A 15808-nucleotide genomic window follows, 5' to 3' on the forward strand; every position below is an offset into this window, starting at 1 on the left:
GCTACCTCCTGTTTTTGCGGACGGTTCGGATAATCTGAATGATTGCGATTGTAACCGCGATTACACCGACTGCCAAAATGATTTGTGAAGCGTCAAATCCAAAAGCTCCCTCAACTTGAATGTTTGTCATTGCGTCTGCTTGTCCGATTGCCCCGTCCGGCACTTTCCCGGATTGGGTAGTGGCGTAAATCACAAACGCTGCAACGGCAACGACAAGGGCTGCAACGCTCGAAATAATCCCTTTCCGTTTCTGCGGTGCTGCGCTGTCAATGCCTAACTGCTCGGCGGTATTCTCTGCAAACTCTTTGGGAGTGCCTAACCGTTCGATTACCTGTTGTTCCGTTTCGCCATGCTCCAACGCAGAAGCAAAGACTTCATTCAGATCACGCACGACCTCTTTTTTTGCTTTGCGTGTTAAACTCAATTCCTTTTCCACTTGCTTAATGTATTGCTCTTTCATTCTGATACCTCCGCTGTTTGATAGGTGGCAATAAAGCCATTTACACAACTTTCATAGCTCGCCCAAAATAAAATCAGCTCGTCTAATACCTCTCTGCCCTTATGGGTAAGGGAGTAGTATTTTTTTGATCCGCCATTTGCCGCTGCCGGGGCTAATCGGCATTGGATTAACTCGGCTTCCTGCAAACGATACAGAATAGGGTAAATCGTTCCCTCTTTTGCATAGCCCAAAACGGACGCGCTGTTATTTAGCTCTGTAATGATTTCATAGCCGTAGGTTTCTTTGCGTCCGATCAAGCACAAAAGTATCATTTCAAGAGAGCCTTTTTTGAATTGCTGCACATACCTGTTATCCATACTCTCTACCTCACTTTAGTTTTGCTATTTAGCGTTCCTAAATAGCAAAACATATTATAACTCCCGGAGGTGTTCAAGTCAATAGAGTTTATAGAAATGTTACAAATGCTTTTTAGACTTTACCCTATAATTTGCCTTGCTCGGAATAGCGGCGGGGCTGACTGTCCTTGTCCTGTTTTGTTGTGCTTCTTTATTAACCATGAGCATTGGAGCCGGGGTTGTCGTTGCCATAACCTTCCAGCAGGTTGATGGCACCCCAAACGCCGAGACCGGCACCCAGAGCAACGACCAGAGTCTTCAGAACATCCACTGCACTGTTGAAAAATTCCATAATTGCATCTCCTTTGTTTTGAAAAAGTGACCCTGCACACACCTGAAATCCAGTGATGAACTGCCGCAAACTGCGGCAAGCGCTGATTTGCTGGCGCGCCTTTTGGGCCAGGGTAAAAAATAACCGCTCGTCTTTGTCAGGCGGGCGGGAGTGAATCAACATCCACGAGGACGAACTGGTCATCCGAGTGGATTTTTTCTTTATGGCTCAGATATTTTTCAATATCCAGAGCGTTTTTGGGGTTGGCATCCGATGTTAATTTGTAGTTCGGATGCTGGGTCAAATCGTACTTGTCGCTCAAAAATGGGCGGACACCGCGCAGCTGCAGGATGCACTTGCCACCATCCAGAACAGCAAGCTCATCCCGGCTCATCAGCTCGTGGCCGAGTTTCTGGTAGTTGGTGCCATAGCTTGGGCTATTGCCGCGGGTATCGGAATTGTTGTAGCTGTCGATGGTTTCCTTGCCGAGTGCTTCGGCAAGATCTTTAAGGGTAGTAGGCTCGCTGCCACCCAGAAATATCTGGCTGTCCATGTTGCCCACGATGGTATCCGCATTATCCTTGTAGATGGCTTTCAACTGGCTTCTGGTTTGCAGCACAAGGCAGGCCGAAATCTCGCGGCTGCGGATGGTTGCCACTAGTTTTTCCAGCTGCGGAATCTGGCCAATGTTGGCACACTCGTCGATCAGGCAGCGCACATGGACAGGCAGCTTTCCGCCGTACACATCATCTGCCTTGTCACAGAGCAAATTGAAAAGCTGGGAGTAGATCATGCTGATAAGGAAATTGAACGTGCTGTCTGTATCCGACATGATAAGGAATAAGGCTGTTTTTCGGTCGCCCAGCTTATCCAGCTCCAGCTCATCGTACATGGTCGCATCCCGGATTTCTTGGATGTCAAAGGGCGAAAGGCGGGCACCGCAGGAAATCAGGATGGATTTTGCGGTCTTGCCGGCAGCCAATTTATAGAGCTTGTACTGCCGCCCTGCAAAACTGTTTGGCTTCTTTTTTGCCAAATCTTCAAAGAGCAAATCAACCGGATTCTGATAATCCTCGTCCTCCTCGGACACCTGCATGGTGTTGAGCATTTCCAGCAGCGTAGCAAAATTCTGTTCCTCAGCCGGGGCTTCGTAGTGCAGATAGGCAATCAGCGAGGTCAGCAAAAGCCGTTCCGCCTTGTCCCAGAACGGATCGCCGCCCTGACCTTCACCTTTGGTGTTGGTCATAAGGGTCGTGACCAGCTTCAAAATATCCTTTTCCTCGTGGATATATGCGAACGGATTGTAGCGCATGGACTTGTGAAAATTTATGGTGTTCATCGTCCTGATTTTATATCCGTTCTTCAGCAAGGCAAGGCCGCATTCTTGAATGAGACCGCCTTTTGGGTCAGTCACCACGAATGAAACTGGATGGCTTTTAGACGTACATTGAAGCAAGTTCGGCTTGATAAAGTACCTTGTTTTACCGCTGCCAGAGCCGCCGACCACCAGCACGTTTTTGTTTCGTGCATTTTTGGGGTCAGGTGGACGGTTGCTCATCATTAGGCGTTCCGTTTTGGTCAGTATGATGTTGTCCTCAAATTTCGGAGCTATAAATGGTGCAATATCCGCCGGTGTGCCCCATCGGGCGGAGCCATACTCCATGCCGTGCCGGTACTTTTTGGCGTTTTTGCTTTTCAGATAGACGGCCAGCCTCAGTCCAGCACCGCAGCAGATGCCCACCAGAATATCCAGTGGATGCAGACTAGGAAGCGGGTTCGCAAATGCAGCTGGGAGCGTCCCCATCAGGGACACGATTTTGTCGCCCAGCTCCTTACCCTCGGCCAGCCGCCATGCCTCGCCAAGATTGGTCGCAGCCAGCCCAATCACCAGATAAGGCAGGTACAGGGCCAGCAGCTTGGTGAACTTTTTCTTGTTCATAAGCCACGTTCCTCCTCTTTGTGCCGTACTTTATCGGGGAGGTTGGCAATGGTCTGTGCCAGATTGTGCAGCTTGGCCAGCACAGAGGGACGCTCGGTCTTGCTCAGCACCGATGCCGAATACTCCTTGAATGCAGCATTGAGCGCATCAGTGTCCTGCGCCTTGAAGAAAATCAGGTACCGGGGCGGCGTGCAGGACAGGTCTTTCTGGATGGCGTAGTCGATGTGATACCGCTTAGCGTAGCGGTCAAAATCCTTGATGCCAGTCTTTTCGATTTCCAGATTGGTCACACCCCGGTTCTGCCGTATGAGCCGATTCATGGACTGCTTGCCCTGCGATGCACTCTTGTCGTACTGGCGCAGAAAGAACTGCGCCCCTTTCAGCAGAGTGCGGGCAGACAGTTTTACAGTCGAAATGGCAAAATTGACTGTTTTGTGCTCGATTTCTTCCTGCATTTCCATCACCTCCAGTGCAGAAAGTCGTGTTTAGCGGTCAAATCCGGCATCCTTCGGCGGGGTGGTTTTGCTTTCTTCCGGGCAGACTGCTTCATCGGGCACACGAACAACCATCATCCGATGCCCCAGCCGGATAAAATCTTCCGGCTGATGAAAATGCTCCTCGTACTTCTGTGCCAGCTCCGGGGTCAGGGATGCAAAATCTTCCTCACCCAGACCGACCACCAGAAAGGTTCCGGCGACCACATCATAGGCTTCGCCGCTTTCATCCCGCAAGGCACGGTTCAGCGGCAGACCCATCAGCTTACCCTCATCGTTGTAGACGATGGCTACCGGGTCACTGAACGGATAGCTGGCACCGATGTTGCCGCCGACTGCCTGCTGCAAAGATTTCAGGTCAGGGTCGATCTCGACCTGCTTCGGATACTGCCCCGGTACAATCTCCAGCACCGTCAGGGTGTTCTCGTTCTGTTCCATTATCGTCCTCCTCGAATTTGATAGAGATCTCCTGCCCGGCATGGGCGGCGTTCAACAGAGCTGCCACAAAGAAGCCGAAAAAAGCGCCGGCTTCAAAAAATGCGAAACCGATAAAAAAGTTCAGCATGGCACACCTCAGTCGATACAGATGCAGGGCAGTTTCTGGCCGTCAGCCATCAGGGTAACGCTGTGGCGCATCAGGTACTTCTGAAAGAGGTAGACCTGATCGATCGTCAGCGAGATGAACTCGCCATCCATATTGGTGCGCACCAGAATGACCGGACCGGTCAGATAGCGCTTGCCCGCCAGTTTCAGCACCTGCGCCGGGTTGTAGCTGAGCAGCAGCGAGCTGTCGGGGATGTTCAGGTACGCATCATCCTCGTCAAAGCAGGGCAGAATGTCGGGAGCCTCGTCCAGCGTGATGACTGTCAGTTCCATATCCGGGGCGATGGCAGCAAAATAGATCTCGCCACTGCTCCTGCTCTCCGACAGTGCCGCACAGATGTGCATATCAATGGTGACTTTCTCGGAACGAATAATGGGATTAGAATCATTTTTCATAGGCATTTTCTCCTTTTTTCTAAAGAAAAAGACCCAACCGGGTCTTTCCAATTCATATCCTGTCAGCGTTCTTCACTGTGCTGACGCTTTTTCTGCCACTGCTCCAGCAGCTTGATGATGGTATCTTCCATCTGTTTGGGCGTATAGCTGCGGGGAAAGTATTTTCTCAGGGTGTCATTTTTGATGGTCACCGTATCAAGCTCGCTCTTTTTCTCCTCGCCCATAATGGCAACGACCGTCTCCGTTGTAAAAGTTCCATCCTGAGCCAGCTTCTTGATACGCTTTGCTTGTGAGACAGAAGGAAAGTTCTGGGTATCATCCATTGCCCGGATCACTTCCTGCTGTTGTTCAGGAGAAAGATAGGAAAGCTCCACAGCAGGATTGAAGGACACGGTTTTGTTATCCACCATGTCCAGCAGTTCTGGAATAAGGTTGGTCAGACGGATGAAACGTCGAACAGTCTCACGACTTTGATTATTCTCTGCGCCCAGCTTTTCATTGCTCCGCAACTTCGACACAACTTGTGTCGAAGTTAAATCTGACCTTGTACCTTGATTTTTCATGGCATCCAACTTCATTTTGTACGCAAACGCTCTCTCGCTGGGCAGAATATGCTCACGCTGCAAATTGCTATCTACCATGAGGATTATGGCAGCATCATCGTCCATCTGGCGCACAATGACCGGCAGGGTTTCCAGTCCGGCCAGCTCCGCAGCGTGTTGACGGCGGTGCCCGGAGATAATTTCATAGCCGCCCTTCGGTCTGGGGCGGGCAATCAACGGCGAAAGCACACCGTACTGCTTGACACTTTCCACGGTATCGCTCATAGAATCATCGTCCAGAACCTTGAAGGGATGGTTCTTGAATGGAAACAGCTCTCCAATCGGAATCTGCTGCACCTGCTCGCGCTGTTCTTCCTGCCGGGATTCTTCGGTGGAAAAAATATCATCGTAGCTGCTCAGACTGGCGTTTACGCTGCTTTTCGGCATCGGCCAGCACCTCCTTCGTCAGAGATTTATAGGCTTCTGCCACTTTGCCTTTCGGGTCATGGACAAAGATGCTCTTACCCGCCGCGCTGATTTCCGCTGCACGGACGGAGTGGGGAATCGTCTGACCGAACACTTTGATGTGCTTTCCGTATGCCTGCCGGATCAGCATGTCGATTTGTCGGCCATAGTTGGTGCGGTTATCTGTCATCGTCAGCAGGATACCTTCGATTTTCAGCTTTGGGTTGATCTGCCGATGCACCTTGTTGATGGTCTGCAAAAGCTGTTCCAGACCTTTCGCGGAAAGGTACTGTGCCTGTACGGGTATCAGAGCAGTGTCTGCCGCCGCCAGCGCGTTAATGGTCAGCATCCCAAGGGAGGGAGTGCAGTCCAACAAAATATAGTCATAGTCCTGCTTTGCACTGTCCAAGACTTGCTTCAGCATTTTTTCCCGGCTCATGGTATTGACAAGGGCAACTTCCAGCCCTGCCAGCTCAATGCTGGCCGGGATGAGGTCTACACCCTCTGCATGGTGCAGCACACCTTCACCGGGCGGAATGCACTGGTCGTTTATGGCTTTCTGCATCAGGGTCGAAAGAGTAACGGGCAGTTCGTCCGGCTTCTGCCAGCCCATACTAATGGTGAGTGAACCCTGCGGGTCAGCGTCTACAAGTAGGACCTTCTTACCCTCGGCGGCAAGGCCAACACCCAGATTTTCACAGGTTGTTGTTTTGCCAGTGCCTCCCTTTTGGTTGACAATGGCAATCGTGGTTGCTTTTTTGGAAATTTTTATCACCCCCGTTTCGCTAAATCGTGGTTGGTCTGATTCTGATAGTAAAGCTGCATGGTGGTCGGTGCGTTGTACAGAGAAGCGAGCAGGTATTGCTTCATGTTCCTGATTGGGCTGCTGTTCTCTGCAAGGCACTTCAACACAAATTTGATGTGGTCGGCGTTCAGCTTCATAAATCGGCTACGTACCACCTCGGCGGGCTTATCGTCCCCGGCGATGTGCAGCAGCTTGCGGTTGGTAGCACAGGTGTCCACCAGCAAATCTACGATCTGATAGATGGTGTCCTCATCATCCGGGCAGAGCCGGAGCAGAAGGTCTACCTCCAAAGACTGCGAAAAATATTCTTCCAGTTGGGCGCGCTTACTCATCCCATCCGATTCTTCGGAATAGAAGAGATTAATCTCACTCATTTCAGTATCATTCTCTTTAGTCTTATTACACCGTGATTTTGCAGGGTCTTGACACGCGATTTTGAAGCCACAAAAATCGTCATTATCTCGATTCTTGACACTCTCTTTTGAAGATTCTGCCGAAAAGTTTTTCACATATACCAAACTTGGCTTTCCTTGCCCTCGGCGTTTTCGTTCAATCAGACCAAACTTTTCAAGTTCCCGGAGCAGCTTGGTTGCTTTGTTGTCTGCGCAACACAATGCCCTCTTGACATCCTCGATTGTGAAGATGATGAACACCCGGTTTTGCTTGTCCAGCCAGCCGTTTTTCACCGACAGGCTCATGCGGTCCAGCAGGATACCATACAGGGTTTTGGCATCCGTGGACAGGCTCTGGAACCGCTGCTCCTGAAAAAGAGCCTTTGGAATGCGGTAGAAGGAGAAAAGCTCTCCAGTCTGTCCGTAGAAGTAGTCAAGGGTCATGCGGTTGGTTCATGGATAAAAAACAGCGATAATACATCGGCATCGTTGAGAAAACCTCCTTGTCAATACTTTTGGGGAAAATAAAAAGCGCAACTTTGATGTGTAAAATCAAAATTGCGCTAAGTAAGCTGTCAGAAAAACTTTTCTCGTAAATGACCTTCTCTCTGAGCAAAACCCATTGACACACTTGAAAATTGGGTGGTAAAATTGCCTTGTAGGCGGAGCATGATTCCTGGAAGCAGGATGCAACTGTGAACCTTTTTGGTGGATAGAACGTATCAACGCGATATTAAGCCTGTCCCCGCACTTTCGTGTGGGGGTGTGTTTCGATACCGTTCGGGAGAGCGCTTGCATGGCATGCAAGAGGTCAGCGGTTCGATCCCGCTATTCTCCACCAAAAAAGCACTGTACTTCGTAGGAAGTATGGTGCTTTTCTTTTTCTCAGTCGCAAAAAATGGGGGCTGCACTGCCTTGCCTGCATCGTTTTCAGACGTTTTGCAGGCGGTTCAGTGCAGCCCCCGGTCATTGGTGCTTCGGCAGGTCAGAAGGTGCCGGTTCAGCTGACGATCTCCAGCATCTGATCGAACACCTCTTCCATCTGCCGCACCAGCGTGAACTGGGTGCGAGCGCGGTCAAGGTTGTGGTCGGGTCGGGCGGTGTGGAAATAGTGGTCGCCCTCCAGATAGTCGGTCAGAAAGCGGATGCCGCACTCCAGCGTCATCAGCTTGGCACCCCAGGCAAGGCTCTTTTTCTCCGCAGGGCTCATGGAAGCCCCGGCAGTGGAGAGATACCCCTTGGCGAACACCTCGTACAGGTGAAGGTCAAAGTGGACCTTGCTCTGGTCGGGCTCGTCCTCGGCGCAGTCGTTGGCACCGGTGCGGATGGAGTCGCCGAAATCGTAGGCCGACAGACCCGGCATCACGGTGTCAAGGTCAATGACACAGATGCCTTTTCCGGTGGCAGCATCGATCAGGACGTTGTTGATCTTGGTGTCGTTGTGGGTAACACGCAGCGGGATCTCACCGGCTGCCAGCAGATCCAGCAGGACATGGCAGTCCTTCTCCCGCGCATGGATGAACGCGACCTCCGGTGCAATGTCCTTGGCACGGCCCAGCGCATCGGCGGCAAGGGCTTTTTCAAAGTTTGCATAGCGGTTGGGCGTGTCGTGGAAGCGTGCAATGGTTTCGTGGAGGGTAGAGGCCGGATAATCTGCCAGCTGGTTCTGGAATTTGCCCAGAGTCTCGGCAACAGTGCGGAAGTCGGCCTCGCTGCCCACCTGCTGCAGGCAGATGGTGTCCTCTACAAAGTCGTAGGCACGCCACGCGCCGCCCTCGGCATCCAGATGGCAGGCCGCGCCGGACAGGGTGGGGATCACGTTCAGGGTCTCCCGTGCCGGGTCGCCGCCTGCGGCAAGGATCTTCTCCCGCAGATGCCGGGTCACGCCGCAGACATTCTCCATCAGGCCCACCGGGTCGGTAAAGGTGTCGGTGTTGATGCGCTGCAGGATAAAGCGCTTGGAGTGGTCCTCCCGCCAGATCACGAAGGTATCGTTGATGTGACCTTCGCCGTAGTGACGGGCATCGCAGACCACCGGCCCGCCAAAATCAAAGGCATTTGCGGCGGCGCGGAGAATGGGTTCGGTAACAGGTTTCATTTTGGGTTCCTCATTTCTTATCCTTCATGCCGTTTGGCAGGTGCAGGGCGTTGTCCCTGCCGCACCTGACGGCGGTATTCGTTGGGGGTCAGGCCTTCCGCCTTGCGGAAGCACTGCGAAAAGTAGCTGGGGGAGGAAAATCCCATCAGCTCGCTGATCTGCGCCAGGCTGTAACCGGTGTTGCCCAGCATATATTTGCTCTCCTCAATGCGGCGGCGGTTCAGGTAGGTGATGGGAGAAATGCCGTACGCCTTCTGGAAGGTGTGGGCCAGATAATATTTGTTGATGTGGGCGACCTCGGCAAGGGTATCAAGGGAGATATCCTCCCGGTAGTTGTTGTCCAGATACCGCTTGATCTCCACGCATTCCCGGTTGTCAGAGCGGGGGGATTCCTCCACCTGCAAAGAGAGGGTGGTGCACCGCACCAACCAGATGAGCAGGACTTCCAGCAGGTCCTGGCAGACGGTCTCGCAGCCGTCCAGACTGCGGTCTGCCTCAGCCAGCAGCATGTGCAGCAGCGTTACCATCCGCTCCCGGTTCTCCCGGCAGTTGAAGATGGCGTAGGTGGAATCGGCTTTGCCAAACAGGATCTCGATGCCCGAAACGCCCAGTACGATGTATTCCAAAGGCGAGGCGTTCAGGCTCAGTTCGGTGTGCTCCACCTGCGGGTTGACGATGACCATATCGTCCGGTTTGACCGGGAACAGCTGCCCGCTGAGCAGAAACTGCCCCTCGCCGCTGAGGCAGTAGAACAGCTCCGTGCAGGAATGGGTGTGGACCGTGCTGTTCCAGTCGCCGCCGAATCTGCTCTTGCTGATGTACAGCAGCCGGAAGGATTCCCGTGGAGCGGGAGCGTGGCGGATATCAAAGCGCTCGGTACTCATAAAAGGCTCCTTTTGAAGCAGACGCAAAAAATATAAAAATAAAAGCAAGATACTGAAAATTAAATGCGAAAAACGCCGCACTGCTTCGTGCATTTTTTCTCATTATAGGGGCAAATAAGAAAAAAAGCAAGCCCTGTTTTTTTGGCATGGTAAATGCTTTCCTCTGCACAGAAAGACGAAAATATGTCAAATTGGTTACAGGTAGGGAGAATGTACCAAAACAATACCGCAAAATTTAGTGCTTTTGCTGAAGAAAATGATAAAAGAGCAATATTTCTAAAAAATGAAACAACAAAGACCTTGTTGAAAACTGTAAAAACCTCTATATTGGAATCAGAAAAAACACAGCCCCTCGGGCAAAACCTGTTTGCTCCGGCTGTGCATGAACGGAACTTTATGATGGAGGATACATTATGAAACGCATTTCTCGTCGCAATTTCCTGAAAGTGGCCGGTGTGGGTGCCGCTGCACTGGGTCTGGCTGCCTGCGGCGGTTCTTCCAGCTCCACAGCTTCCAGCACGGCTTCTTCCGCTGCTGCATCTGCCGCTCCCGCTGAGGACGTGACCATCAAGGTCGCCGCCATCGAGACCGGCTATGGCGCTGATATGTGGAAGAAGGTCACTGAGGCCTTTACCGCCCAGACCGGCATCAAGGTGGAGCTGACCACCGACAAGAAGCTGGAGGATGTCATCGGACCTTCCATGCAGGGCGGCGATTACCCCGACGTGATCCACCTGGCTACCGGCCGTGAGGCTGCCCTGACCGAGCAGTTCATCAAGGGCAACCTGATCGCGGATATCACCGATGTGCTGAGCATGACCGTGCCCGGCGAGAGCAAGAAGGTGAGCGAGAAGATCGCAGGCGGCTTTACCGACACCTCCCTGACCAACCCCTACGGCGACGGCAAGACCTATCTGGCTCCCATGTTCTACAGCCCCTGCGGCCTGTTCTACAACGCCGGTTTCCTGAAGGAAAAGGGCTGGGACGTGCCCACCACCTGGGACGAGATGTGGGAACTGGGCGACAAGGCTGCCGCTGAGGGTACCTACCTGTTCACCTACCCCACCACCGGCTACTTTGATGCGTTCTTCTACGCACTGATGTATGCCGCCGGCGGCCCGGAGTTCTTCAACAAGGCCACCCACTATGAGGAAGGCATCTGGGATACCCCGGAGGCAAAGACCTGCTTTGACATCGTCAACAAGCTGGCTTCCTACACCAACCCCATTACCCCCGCACAGGCCAACGATCAGGACTTTACCCAGAACCAGCAGCTGGTGCTGGACAACAAGGCCCTGTTCATGCCCAACGGCACCTGGATCGTGGGCGAGATGGCCGAGGCTCCCCGTGCGGATGGCTTTGAGTGGGGCATGACCGCCCTGCCCGCTGTCAAGGCCGGCGGCGACCAGTACAGCTACACCTGGTTCGAGCAGGCATGGATCCCGGCTGGTGCCGAGCATCTGGATGCCGCCAAGCAGTTCGTGGCTTACCTGTACAGCGACGAGGCCTGCAAGCTGTTTGCCGAGAGCGGTGCCATCCAGCCTGTGCTGGGCATCGCCGATGATCTGGAAGGCGACAACAAGATGTTCTACTCCATCTACGACAACGGCGCAAAGGCCGCTATGGGCAACTTTGCCTCCTTCAGCGCCATCCCCGGCGTGGAGGTCCGCACCGTGTTCTTTGACCCCGTCAACTCTCTGGTGTCCGGCAGCATGACCGAGCAGCAGTGGATCGACGGCATCAAGTCCGCCAGCGACCAGATGCGTGCCAATATCATCGAGTAATTGAACCCTGCCCAGCGGGGGCGGTTTTGACCGCCTCCGCTTTTTGTGGTTTTCGGGTTCCGATAGAAAGGAGCGGTTTGTCTATGAGATCTGACAAAAGCCGCAGACGGTTCGTCTTTCTCTGCGTGGCACCGGCCACGATCCTGTTCTTTCTCTTTATGATCCTGCCCACTCTCAACGTGTTCCGCATGAGCCTGTACGAGCGCGGTGCCTACTCGCCCAACGAGACCTTTGTGGGCCTGAAGAATTTCCAGCACCTGCTCAAGGACACCCAGTTCATCCGCTCCATGCAGAATATGATCCTGCTGGTGGTAGTGGTAACCATCGTCACCTTTGCCTTTGCGCTGGTGTTTGCGGCCATCCTGACCAGGGAAAAGATCAAGGGGCAGAATTTCTTCCGGGTCATCTTCTACATCCCCAACATCCTGTCGGTGGTCGTCATCTCCGGCATCTTCTCGGCCATCTATAAGCCGGAAAACGGTATGCTGAACAGCATCATCGGCCTGTTCCGGGATATGACGGACCCCATCCTCTGGAAGGGCGAAAAGCTGGTCATCCCCTCCATCATCCTCGCCATGGTCTGGCAGGCCGTGGGCTATTACATGGTCATGTATATGGCTTCCATGTCCTCGGTGCCCGCCAGCCTGTACGAGAGCGCCAATCTGGACGGTGCGGGCCGCCTGACCCAGTTCTTCCAGATCACCATCCCCCTCATCTGGACCAACATCCGCACCACCCTGACCTTCTTCATCATCTCCACCATCAACATGGCCTTCCTCTTTGTCAAGGCCATGACCAGCGGCGGGCCCAACGGTGCTTCGGATGTGGCGCTGAGCTATATGTACAGCCAGAAGGACGCAGGCCTGTATGGCTACAGCATGGCCATTGGCGTGGTCATCTTCCTGTTCTCGTTTGCACTGTCTGCCTGTGTCAACAAGGCCACCGACCGCGATCCGCTGGAATTCTAAGGAGGGAAGAAGATGCAGAATACCACCGAAAGATCTTCCCGCTCGGCGGAAGGTCTCTACAAGTTCTTTATCTATTTTGTGCTGGTCCTGCTGGCGGTGATCATCATCGTGCCGGTGGCATGGGTATTCATGGCCTCCATCAAGCAGAACGCGGAGTTTTACGGCAACCCGTGGGCGCTGCCTGCCGGGTTCTACTGGCAGAACTTTGTCAATGCGTGGAACGGAGCCAAGATGGGCGAGTATATGCTCAACTCTGTCATCGTGACCGCATTGGCACTGGTGCTGCTGCTGGTCATTGCGCTGCCTGCCGCCTACTGCCTGTCCCGCTTCCAGTTCAAGGGCCGCAAACTGCTGAACACCCTGTTTATGGCGGGCCTGTTCATCAATGTCAACTACATCGTGGTGCCCATCTTCCTGATGCTGCGGGACGGAGATGTCTGGCTGAAGAGCCACTTTGGCAGCAGCTTCCTGCTGAACAATCTGGTGGTGCTGGCGGTGGTGTATGCAGCCACGGCCCTGCCTTTTACCATCTATCTGCTTTCGGGCTATTTTGCCACCCTGCCCCATGATTTTGAGGAGGCTGCCTACATCGACGGTGCAAGCTACTTCTCCACCATGACCCGTATCATCTTCCCCATGGCAAAGCCCTCCATCATCACCATCATCCTGTTCAACTTCCTGTCCTTCTGGAACGAGTACATTATTTCCATGACGCTGATGAGCTCCACCAGCGCGCCCCGCACCCTGCCGGTGGGCCTTTTGAATCTGATGCAGGCCCAGCAGAGCGCGGCCCAGTACGGCACCATGTATGCCGGTCTGGTGCTGGTGATGCTGCCCACCCTGATCCTGTACATCTGCGTGCAGAAGCAGCTGACACAGGGCATGACCGTGGGCGGTCTGAAAGGGTAAGGTGACAAACGATGAAAGCATTCTGGAAAAATCATCCCGCCCTGCGCATGGTGCTGATGCTGGTACTGTTCGTGCTGTCCATCGCGCTGGTGACAGCAGGCTGGAAAATGACCGGGCAGCTGGCCGGTCTTGGCATCATGCTTTTGGGGGTGGCGCTGCTGCTGGCTGTGCTGGCGCTCTATAACGCCCCCTATCGGGATTGAGGAGAAGAGAGGTAAAGGAGAATTCCCATGGAAGAAAATAGAATGACTGGGCGCGTAACGATCCCGACCGATCTGGACGTGGTGCCCGAAACGCTGCAGATCCTGAAAAAGTGGGGCGCGGATGCTATCCGCGACTGCGACGGCACCGACTTTCCACAGGAGCTGAAGGATGCCGACGCAAAGATCTACTCCACCTATTACACCACCCGCAAGGACAACGCGTGGGCCAAAGCGAACCCGGACGAGGTGCAGCAGTGCTACATTATGACCGGCTTCTACACCGCCCCCGGTGACACCGTGACCATTCCGCTGATGAAGGGCATCAGCCCGGAGCTGATGCAGGTGAACACCAACGACGATATCACCCGCTGGTGGGAGGTCATGGACCGCACCACCGGTCAGCCGGTGCCCCCGGAGCTGTGGAGCTACGCCGACGGCAGCGTGACTGTGCAGGCCGTGCCGTTCCATGAGTATACGGTCAGCTTTCTGGCCTACCTGATCTGGGACCCGGTGCACATGTACAACGCCACCACCAACGGCTGGACCAACTTCGAGCATCAGATCACCTTTGATGTCCGTCAGCCCAAGACCCACAAGTATTCCATGGAGCGCCTGCGGAAATTCATTGCAGACCACCCCTATGTGAATGTCATCCGTTACACCACCTTCTTCCACCAGTTCACCCTGATCTTCGATGAGCTCAAGCGGGAGAAGTTCGTGGACTGGTACGGCTATTCCGCCTCGGTCAGCCCCTATATCCTGGAGCAGTTCGAGCAGGAGGTGGGCTACAAGTTCCGCCCGGAGTACATCATCGATCAGGGCTACTACAACAACCAGTACCGGGTGCCCAGCAGGGAATTCCGGGATTTTCAGGCCTTCCAGCGCCGGGAGGTGGCAAAGCTGGCCAAAGAGATGGTAGACATCACCCACGAGTGTGGGTGTGAGGCCATGATGTTCCTGGGGGACCACTGGATCGGCACCGAGCCCTTTATGCCGGAGTTCAAGACCATCGGTCTGGATGCCGTGGTGGGCAGCGTGGGCAACGGTTCCACCCTGCGCCTGATCTCGGACATTGAGGGTGTGAAGTACACGGAGGGCCGCTTTTTGCCCTACTTCTTCCCGGACACCTTCCACGAGGGCGGCGACCCGGTGCGGGAGGCCAAGGAAAACTGGGTCACGGCCCGCCGCGCCATCCTGCGCAAGCCCATTGACCGCATCGGCTACGGCGGCTACCTGAAGCTGGCGCTGCAGTTCCCGGAGTTCGTGGACTATGTGGAGAGCGTCTGCAGCGAGTTCCGTGAGCTGTATGAGAACATCAAGGGCACCACGCCCTACTGCGTCAAGCGGGTGGCCGTGCTGAACTGCTGGGGCAAGATGCGGGCCTGGGGCTGCCACATGGTGCACCACGCCCTCTACTACAAGCAGAACTACAGCTACTCCGGAGTCATCGAAATGCTGTCCGGCGCGCCCTTTGACGTGAAGTTCATCAGCTTTGAGGACATCAAGAAGGACCCCGCCCTGCTGGATGAACTGGATGTCATCATCAATGTGGGCGATGCTGACACCGCCCACACCGGCGGCATCTGGTGGGAGGACCCGGAGATCTCCTCCGCGATCCGGAAATTCGTCTGGAACGGCGGCGGCCTCATCGGCGTGGGTGAGCCCTCCGGTCATGCCTATCAGGGCCACATCCTCCAGCTTGCCAGTGTGCTGGGCGTGGAGGAAGAAAACGGCTTCACCCTCAACTACGACAAGTACAATTGGGACGAGCACCCGGACCACTTCATTCTGCAGGATGCCGACCAGCCCATCGACTTTGGCGAGGGCAAGAAGAACATCTACGCCCTCGAGGGGACCGAGGTGCTGGTGCAGCGGAACCGGGAAGTGCAGATGGCGGCCCACGACTTTGGTAAGGGCCGCGCCGTGTACATCAGCGGCGTTCCCTACAGCTTTGCCAATAGCCGCACCCTGTACCGTGCCATCCTGTGGAGCGCCCACAGCGAGGAGGAGCTGCACACCTGGTTCAGCTCCAACTACAATGTGGAAGTGCACGCCTACGTAAAAAATGGCAAGTACTGCGTGGTGAACAACACCTACGAGCCGCAGGACACCACGGTCTACACCACCGATGAAAAACATTTCGACCTGCATCTGGAAGCCAACGAGATCAAGTGGTATGAGATCTGAGTTCTCCGTTTCA

18 protein-coding genes and 1 pseudogene are annotated in these 15808 nt (G+C 54.2%); 6 read left to right on the forward strand and 13 right to left on the reverse strand.

Going from position 1 to position 15808, the window contains the following annotated elements; all coding sequences use genetic code 11:
- Position 1: 1 nt before the first annotated feature.
- From P0G09_RS13320 to P0G09_RS13380, 13 genes and pseudogenes are all read right to left on the reverse strand, one after another.
- Positions 2 to 460 carry a DUF1700 domain-containing protein gene (locus tag P0G09_RS13320; RefSeq protein ID WP_005937453.1) on the reverse strand — a complete coding sequence of 153 codons (459 nt, stop codon included), beginning with the start codon at positions 458 to 460 and terminating at the stop codon, positions 2 to 4.
- Positions 457 to 816 (reverse strand): PadR family transcriptional regulator, encoded by a 360-nt coding sequence (locus tag P0G09_RS13325; protein ID WP_005937450.1) that lies wholly within the window; start codon positions 814 to 816, stop codon positions 457 to 459. The genes P0G09_RS13320 and P0G09_RS13325 overlap by 4 nt, the downstream gene beginning before the upstream one ends.
- A 196-nt stretch (positions 817 to 1012) precedes the next feature.
- Positions 1013 to 1147 (reverse strand): annotated as a pseudogene (locus tag P0G09_RS13330) (Maff2 family protein); the annotation flags it as partial.
- A 136-nt stretch (positions 1148 to 1283) separates the two neighbouring features.
- The gene (locus P0G09_RS13335) at positions 1284 to 3065 is read right to left on the reverse strand and encodes a type IV secretory system conjugative DNA transfer family protein (protein WP_275252895.1); all 1782 of its coding nucleotides are present in this window, start codon (positions 3063 to 3065) and stop codon (positions 1284 to 1286) included.
- Positions 3062 to 3520, reverse strand: a complete 459-nt coding sequence (locus P0G09_RS13340; RefSeq protein ID WP_117930537.1) for a PcfB family protein — start codon at positions 3518 to 3520, stop codon at positions 3062 to 3064. Before P0G09_RS13340 ends, P0G09_RS13335 begins: the two co-directional genes overlap by 4 nt.
- 30 nt (positions 3521 to 3550) lie before the next feature.
- Positions 3551 to 3997 carry a DUF3846 domain-containing protein gene (locus tag P0G09_RS13345; protein WP_156073424.1) on the reverse strand — a complete coding sequence of 149 codons (447 nt, stop codon included), beginning with the start codon at positions 3995 to 3997 and terminating at the stop codon, positions 3551 to 3553.
- A 135-nt stretch (positions 3998 to 4132) separates the two neighbouring features.
- On the reverse strand, positions 4133 to 4558 hold the full coding sequence (locus P0G09_RS13350; protein WP_156073422.1) for a hypothetical protein: 426 nt from the start codon (positions 4556 to 4558) through the stop codon (positions 4133 to 4135).
- 62 nt (positions 4559 to 4620) lie between these two features.
- On the reverse strand, positions 4621 to 5547 hold the full coding sequence (locus P0G09_RS13355) for a ParB/RepB/Spo0J family partition protein (protein WP_128117868.1): 927 nt from the start codon (positions 5545 to 5547) through the stop codon (positions 4621 to 4623).
- Positions 5504 to 6337, reverse strand: coding sequence for a ParA family protein (locus P0G09_RS13360; RefSeq protein WP_275252934.1), 834 nt, complete (start codon positions 6335 to 6337; stop codon positions 5504 to 5506). The genes P0G09_RS13355 and P0G09_RS13360 overlap by 44 nt, the downstream gene beginning before the upstream one ends.
- Entirely contained in the window at positions 6337 to 7206 is an 870-nt protein-coding gene (locus P0G09_RS13365; protein ID WP_275252897.1) for a DUF6017 domain-containing protein, read from the reverse strand. Before P0G09_RS13365 ends, P0G09_RS13360 begins: the two co-directional genes overlap by 1 nt.
- Before the next feature lie 556 nt (positions 7207 to 7762).
- The gene (locus P0G09_RS13370) at positions 7763 to 8860 is read right to left on the reverse strand and encodes an aminoglycoside phosphotransferase family protein (RefSeq protein ID WP_275252898.1); all 1098 of its coding nucleotides are present in this window, start codon (positions 8858 to 8860) and stop codon (positions 7763 to 7765) included.
- Between the two features lie 17 nt (positions 8861 to 8877).
- Positions 8878 to 9744 (reverse strand): AraC family transcriptional regulator, encoded by an 867-nt coding sequence (locus P0G09_RS13375; RefSeq protein WP_097770858.1) that lies wholly within the window; start codon positions 9742 to 9744, stop codon positions 8878 to 8880.
- Positions 9725 to 9892 carry a hypothetical protein gene (locus tag P0G09_RS13380; RefSeq protein WP_275252899.1) on the reverse strand — a complete coding sequence of 56 codons (168 nt, stop codon included), beginning with the start codon at positions 9890 to 9892 and terminating at the stop codon, positions 9725 to 9727. The genes P0G09_RS13375 and P0G09_RS13380 overlap by 20 nt, the downstream gene beginning before the upstream one ends.
- 62 nt (positions 9893 to 9954) lie before the next feature.
- Between P0G09_RS13380 and P0G09_RS13385 the strand changes: the two genes are divergently transcribed.
- The 6 genes from P0G09_RS13385 to gnpA all read left to right on the forward strand — a co-directional run bounded on the left by P0G09_RS13385 (position 9955) and on the right by gnpA (position 15795).
- Positions 9955 to 10161 (forward strand): hypothetical protein, encoded by a 207-nt coding sequence (locus P0G09_RS13385; protein ID WP_275252900.1) that lies wholly within the window; start codon positions 9955 to 9957, stop codon positions 10159 to 10161.
- Positions 10158 to 11528, forward strand: coding sequence for a carbohydrate ABC transporter substrate-binding protein (locus P0G09_RS13390; RefSeq protein ID WP_005932961.1), 1371 nt, complete (start codon positions 10158 to 10160; stop codon positions 11526 to 11528). The genes P0G09_RS13385 and P0G09_RS13390 overlap by 4 nt, the downstream gene beginning before the upstream one ends.
- An 83-nt stretch (positions 11529 to 11611) precedes the next feature.
- Positions 11612 to 12496, forward strand: a complete 885-nt coding sequence (locus tag P0G09_RS13395; protein WP_005932963.1) for a sugar ABC transporter permease — start codon at positions 11612 to 11614, stop codon at positions 12494 to 12496.
- A 12-nt stretch (positions 12497 to 12508) separates the two neighbouring features.
- A complete protein-coding gene (locus P0G09_RS13400) occupies positions 12509 to 13405 on the forward strand; it encodes a carbohydrate ABC transporter permease (RefSeq protein WP_275252903.1) in 897 nt (298 codons plus the stop codon).
- An 11-nt stretch (positions 13406 to 13416) separates the two neighbouring features.
- Positions 13417 to 13608 (forward strand): hypothetical protein, encoded by a 192-nt coding sequence (locus P0G09_RS13405; RefSeq protein WP_097772569.1) that lies wholly within the window; start codon positions 13417 to 13419, stop codon positions 13606 to 13608.
- A 27-nt stretch (positions 13609 to 13635) separates the two neighbouring features.
- Positions 13636 to 15795 (forward strand): 1,3-beta-galactosyl-N-acetylhexosamine phosphorylase, encoded by a 2160-nt coding sequence (gene gnpA, locus P0G09_RS13410; RefSeq protein WP_275252904.1) that lies wholly within the window; start codon positions 13636 to 13638, stop codon positions 15793 to 15795.
- The last annotated feature ends 13 nt before the right edge of the window (positions 15796 to 15808 follow it).

This window comes from Faecalibacterium sp. DFI.5.82, from assembly GCF_029076575.1.
Lineage (GTDB): Bacteria > Bacillota > Clostridia > Oscillospirales > Ruminococcaceae > Faecalibacterium > Faecalibacterium duncaniae.

What these genes read in the sequence shown, in the direction of transcription:
- P0G09_RS13350 (WP_156073422.1), bottom strand. Translation starts at nt 4,558, where the DNA reads ATGAAAAATGATTCTAATCCCATTATTCGTTCCGAGAAAGTCACCATT.
- P0G09_RS13385 (WP_275252900.1), top strand. Translation starts at nt 9,955, where the DNA reads ATGTACCAAAACAATACCGCAAAATTTAGTGCTTTTGCTGAAGAAAAT.
- P0G09_RS13345 (WP_156073424.1), bottom strand. Translation starts at nt 3,997, where the DNA reads ATGGAACAGAACGAGAACACCCTGACGGTGCTGGAGATTGTACCGGGG.
- P0G09_RS13335 (WP_275252895.1), bottom strand. Translation starts at nt 3,065, where the DNA reads ATGAACAAGAAAAAGTTCACCAAGCTGCTGGCCCTGTACCTGCCTTAT.
- P0G09_RS13400 (WP_275252903.1), top strand. Translation starts at nt 12,509, where the DNA reads ATGCAGAATACCACCGAAAGATCTTCCCGCTCGGCGGAAGGTCTCTAC.
- P0G09_RS13340 (WP_117930537.1), bottom strand. Translation starts at nt 3,520, where the DNA reads ATGCAGGAAGAAATCGAGCACAAAACAGTCAATTTTGCCATTTCGACT.
- P0G09_RS13320 (WP_005937453.1), bottom strand. Translation starts at nt 460, where the DNA reads ATGAAAGAGCAATACATTAAGCAAGTGGAAAAGGAATTGAGTTTAACA.
- P0G09_RS13390 (WP_005932961.1), top strand. Translation starts at nt 10,158, where the DNA reads ATGAAACGCATTTCTCGTCGCAATTTCCTGAAAGTGGCCGGTGTGGGT.
- gnpA (WP_275252904.1), top strand. Translation starts at nt 13,636, where the DNA reads ATGGAAGAAAATAGAATGACTGGGCGCGTAACGATCCCGACCGATCTG.
- P0G09_RS13370 (WP_275252898.1), bottom strand. Translation starts at nt 8,860, where the DNA reads ATGAAACCTGTTACCGAACCCATTCTCCGCGCCGCCGCAAATGCCTTT.
- P0G09_RS13375 (WP_097770858.1), bottom strand. Translation starts at nt 9,744, where the DNA reads ATGAGTACCGAGCGCTTTGATATCCGCCACGCTCCCGCTCCACGGGAA.
- P0G09_RS13395 (WP_005932963.1), top strand. Translation starts at nt 11,612, where the DNA reads ATGAGATCTGACAAAAGCCGCAGACGGTTCGTCTTTCTCTGCGTGGCA.
- P0G09_RS13325 (WP_005937450.1), bottom strand. Translation starts at nt 816, where the DNA reads ATGGATAACAGGTATGTGCAGCAATTCAAAAAAGGCTCTCTTGAAATG.
- P0G09_RS13405 (WP_097772569.1), top strand. Translation starts at nt 13,417, where the DNA reads ATGAAAGCATTCTGGAAAAATCATCCCGCCCTGCGCATGGTGCTGATG.
- P0G09_RS13355 (WP_128117868.1), bottom strand. Translation starts at nt 5,547, where the DNA reads ATGCCGAAAAGCAGCGTAAACGCCAGTCTGAGCAGCTACGATGATATT.
- P0G09_RS13365 (WP_275252897.1), bottom strand. Translation starts at nt 7,206, where the DNA reads ATGACCCTTGACTACTTCTACGGACAGACTGGAGAGCTTTTCTCCTTC.
- P0G09_RS13380 (WP_275252899.1), bottom strand. Translation starts at nt 9,892, where the DNA reads ATGCCAAAAAAACAGGGCTTGCTTTTTTTCTTATTTGCCCCTATAATG.